We start from the raw sequence: 4911 nt of genomic DNA, 5'->3' as shown, positions 1-4911 counted from the left end.
TGTAGCATCGTTATCGGTAATGGTTACTGTGCCTGTTGGATTGGTATTGATGGTGTTGCCACTGGTTACCGTTCCGTTTACTGTAAATGTTTCTGCTGGTTCATCGATAGTGTCTTCTAAAATTGGTACCGTTACATTTACCGTAGTTTGGCCTGCTGGAATTGTAACTGTGGTAACTGTGGTGGTATAATCTGAGGTGCCGGCAGTGCCTGTAGCGGTCGTGATGTTAATCACCGTATCTACTGAGCTTACAACATCGATACTTACAGGGATGGTTACTGTTCCTGCTCCTTCATTGATCGTTACATTTCCGATAGTTGCCACTGGTGTATTGTCATCATCTAAAATCGTACCCGTAGCACTTACTGATCCGTTATGGATGGTAAATGTTTCGTTTGGTTCGTCTATAGTATCTTGTGTCGTTGGTACGCTTACCGTGCCTGTCGTTGTGCCTGCTGGCACAATTACAGTAACCGATGTGGTCGTGTAATCTAAATTACCCGCTGTGCCATTGGTTAAAGTAAAGGTATAACTCGTTGCTATAGCACTTGGATTACTTAAAGTGAAACTAAAAACCACTGGACTTCCCTCTGTTGCACTCGCTGGACTGATTGTTGCAACTGTTGGCGCACTATCATTGTCGGTAATGGTTACTGTTGCCCTTTGAACACCTAACTCACTAGCGCATCCACCTGTAACATTAGTAATATCAGCAATAACTGTTTCTGACCCCTCATTAATAATATCGTCTATTGGAATAATTGTAACCGTTCCTGTAGTTGCGCCTGCTGGTATAGTAATTGTTGCAGAACTAGCTGCATAATCTACACCATTTGTAGCTGTTCCAGAATACGCTAATGTAATTGTTGTTGTACTGATTGTTGCTGTAGACAAAGTAGCAGTTATGTTAATCCCAACTGAATTTTCTAAAATAGAAGTAGTCCCTGACAAAGTAACTTTTGGTGAATAGACAGTAACATCTCTTGTTGCTATTGCATCTGAACAACCTCCTGTTCCAGCTACCGTATATGTGATAGTAGTCGTTCCTGCCGAAACTCCTGTTATTTCTCCTGTTACTGCACTAACTGTTGCAATAGCAGTATTTGCAGAACTCCATGCTCCACCTGAAACAGTTGAAGAAAATGCTGTCGTACTACTTACACAAACCCCTTGTGGTCCAGATAACGTTCCTGCATTTGGCGCTGCACTTACCGTCACAGTTCTTGATCCTGTATTTACACAACCTCCCGTAGTGGTTACACTATAATTGATTATACTTACTCCTCCTGAAACTCCTGTTACAACTCCCGTGCTTGAATTAACGGTAGCTACTGCTGGTGTGGCACTTGTCCATGCTCCGCCTGAAGTGGTGGCACTGAATGTTGTTGTGTTTCCAACACAAACTGTGTTTGTTCCAGATACTGTTTGAGGTATTGGTCCACTTACCGTTACGCTAACCGCCGTTCTTAGACTCTCACATCCATTTGTGGTTTGACTTGCATAGTATATTCCTGTTACTAAAACTTCTGTTCCTGTATATTGTACTCCTGCTGTTACGGCATTGTACCATTTGATTCCAGTACCGGTAGCCACTAAGTCGCTTACTTTTTTAGCATCTACTGAACAAAAAGTTTGTGCTGATGCTGTTGGCAATCCCGGGGTAGGATTTACCGTTACCGCAACCGCAGTTCTTGCACTCTCACATCCATTTATCGTTTGACTTGCATAGTATGTTCCTGTTGCTAAAACTTCTGCTCCTGTATATTGTGTTCCGGCCGTTACGGCATCGTACCATTTGATTCCAGTACCGATAGCCACTAAGTCACTTACTTTTTTAGCATCTACTGAACAAAAAATTTGCGCTAATGCTGTTGGTGCTGGGGTAGCACTTACCGTTACCGCAACCACCGTCCTTGCGCTCTCGCATGCACCAACAGGATAATTTGCAGTTTGACTTGCATAGTATGTTCCTGTTACTAAAAGTTCTGTTCCTGTATATTGTGTTCCTGCTGTTGCCGCATTGTACCATTTGATTCCAGTCCCAGTAGCCACTAAATCGTTTACTTTTTTTCCCGCTCCTATACAAAAAACCTGTGACGAAACAGTTGGTGTAACTGGAGTCCCAAATACTGTAAATGTTTTTGAAGCCACTCTAGACACTCCACAAGATGTAGTGTAAGCATATTGCACAACAACAGTACCTGCTCCTGTAAAACTAAGCGTATTTCCTGACAAAGTAGCAAGACCACTTACTAATGACAAAGCACCTCCAGCAGGCGTAGTAGTTAAGATAATAGATGGCACAGAGCAATAATTAGAATAACTACCATCGACACCTGGAATTACTGGTATTATATCACCATCTGATTCAGCACCGCAAATTTTTACCGCAGTAGTACTGAAATCATAAGCATCCACAGTACTCTCAATACTACCATTAGACATACTACCACTCACCCTATGCCCTATATATCCAAAATTAGTCTCGCATTTATCTACAATCATACTAGTGTGTCCACCTGTTTCAACAGCCAATATCTTATTTGAAGTAGAAAGTCCCGCAGGCATTATAGGCATTGTATAACTACCCACTATGTTTCCTGCAATCATTCCAGAGCTATTAGCACCAAATGCATATAAATTATAATTACTATTAATAACATTTATAGCCGAATACCCATCATCATGTTCTTGAGGACTAATCCATTTAACGTCATCCATAGTTGTCACATTTGGATATATAGGTCTAACCCATGTCATAGATTCTGCTACACTACTGATTCCTAATTGAAAGTTATGATTTAAACCCAAAGAATATAATTTACCGTTTGTGGCTAAAACATAGTGAGCCACATAATAATTTTGAGAAGCCGTTGACCCTATCATTTTAGGTGTTATACCTACGGGCAAAGACATCAGGGTTGCTACGGAACGAACTCCAGCTGCTGTATTATTACCTAAATATACCTTATTTCCCCAAACATATATTTTACCATCACTGGTTAGTGCAATTAAATTACCGTCACTACCCCTACAAGCAACGATAGTGTTGCCCGCCCCCAAAGAAGTCTTGTCTATTGCTTTATACCAGGTAATAGCATTTCCTGTATTTCCATTACCTCTAACATTCCCATATTGAGACAAAACCCATACATCTCCATCACAAGTGGTTAATGCAATAGTATTATGGGTAGCAAACATCATTTTCACAGTTGCAGGAGTTACACCTGCAGGCAAACCATTAGTATTCCCTGCAATAGTAATTTTTTGAAAAGTAGCACTAGAAGTAATTGATGCGTCTAAGACCGCTCCTTCTGTTCCCCACGCATACAAACCATCTGTACTTAATATAATATTTTGAGAATTATAACTATTACCAAAACTACCTAAGGCTCCTTTTAAAGGAGTTGAAGAACCTAATGCTGGAAAATTTGTCGCATTAACAACCAACGGAGAAAGCACATTAGCAATCCCGTCATTAGCCATTCTTTCCCCCCAAATTTTAAGCCCATCGGGAGTTCTAACTATGGTAGAGTGAAAACTAGATATATAATTATCATACTCAATGGTTGCGGCTACATTAGTAGAATTTGCTCCATAATTAGAGAAATCTGTACTAGCACAGCCTACAGGTGCAGTACATTGGGCGTGTGCATTTTGCACTAAAAAAAGCACTAAAACGAAAATAAAACAGGGTATTTTACTAAAAAAACTTGTAAAACAATCCTTCAAAAGCATTTTTTTTATCATATCATTTATATTAATAAATTGCCCTCTAGTCTATAGCGCAGAGATGCAATTAGTATTGAATATTTATTTTTTTAATAGCATTTCTAATATCTTGATTTTCATTACAAAACCAAGTGTCTTAGGAAAGAAAAAAATAAAACATAATTTAACAGTCAGTTTGTAAAAAACAGATCTAGCATACAAAATTATAGCATTTTGAAGCTTACAAAAAATATTATCGATTAACTAGCGCATAAAAACGTTTAACGGTATTTTCTTCATAAAAACCCTACAACTACAACTATTTTTACTCATTTATAAAACGAATCTGTTTTTAAATAGAGCAGGATTAACACAAAACCAAGACCTTTAATTGTTTTTATAATTGTTTACTTATATTGGTTATTTGTTCTTTTACCACTTTATAATCTGCTTGTATTTCGGCCGCTTTGTCACTCTCAGAAAATCCCTTTACACAAACACGAACGTATTGCTCTGTCACACCGTATTTTTCTGCCAATATTTTTAATATGACTGCATTACTAGCACTTCTTTGTTTTTTTCTATCTTTACACATTTATATTGATTGTTTCGTTATACAATGTAAATATAATCCATATTATTTGACAATTACAAATAATTTTACATTTAATTTAAAAAAATGATATATTTTGGGAAAAATTTAGCTTTTTTGAGAGGAAAAGAAAAACTAACTTTAGACAAAATGTCTGAAATGGTAGGATTTGGTCGCTCACAATGGAATAATTATGAAAAAGAAACTTCTTTTCCAAAATTTTTGGATTTAATACAAATTTCGGAATATTTCAAAATTTCGGAAACTGATTTGATACATAAAAATCTTGAAATAGAAGGAATTTCAATTCAAGAAAAACATAAAGTAAGTTTTGATATAAATCTTGAACTCTTAATGATGCAAAAAGAAAAAATAGCCCGTTTAGAAATTGAACTTCAAGAAGCAAGAGAGGCAAATAAAGATAAAAGTTAGTCGAGCCATACTGCAGCAACTACTACTGGATTTAAGTCATGATCAAGATCCCGTTAATATAAATGTTTTTATACATATTATAAAAAAGGCTACTATAACAAATAAAAATCGGCTTTTGCTAGTCTTGCAAAATTCGTATTATACCAATTTATCTTTAAAAATACTGGAATATTTAT

General features: G+C 37.0%; 3 protein-coding genes. 1 reads left to right on the top strand and 2 read right to left on the bottom strand.

The genetic code is table 11. The features are described 5' to 3' along the window. Both B0A57_RS10395 and B0A57_RS10390 read right to left on the bottom strand, forming a co-directional pair. A partial coding sequence (locus B0A57_RS10395) for a beta strand repeat-containing protein (RefSeq protein ID WP_089082000.1) occupies nucleotides 1-3750 on the bottom strand: 3750 nt, incomplete at its 3' end. Nucleotides 3751-4108: 358 nt separating this feature from the next. Then, a complete protein-coding gene (locus tag B0A57_RS10390; protein WP_011962489.1) occupies nucleotides 4109-4306 on the bottom strand; it encodes a hypothetical protein in 198 nt (65 codons plus the stop codon). Between the two features lie 84 nt (nucleotides 4307-4390). On the opposite strand from B0A57_RS10390, the gene B0A57_RS10385 reads away from it, so the two are divergent. Then, nucleotides 4391-4735 carry a helix-turn-helix domain-containing protein gene (locus B0A57_RS10385; RefSeq protein ID WP_011962488.1) on the top strand — a complete coding sequence of 115 codons (345 nt, stop codon included), beginning with the start codon at nucleotides 4391-4393 and terminating at the stop codon, nucleotides 4733-4735. The last annotated feature ends 176 nt before the right edge of the window (nucleotides 4736-4911 follow it).

Source organism: Flavobacterium psychrophilum DSM 3660 = ATCC 49418, from assembly GCF_002217405.1.
GTDB classification, from domain to species: domain Bacteria; phylum Bacteroidota; class Bacteroidia; order Flavobacteriales; family Flavobacteriaceae; genus Flavobacterium; species Flavobacterium psychrophilum.
This window is presented reverse-complemented; position numbering and strand designations above follow the sequence as displayed.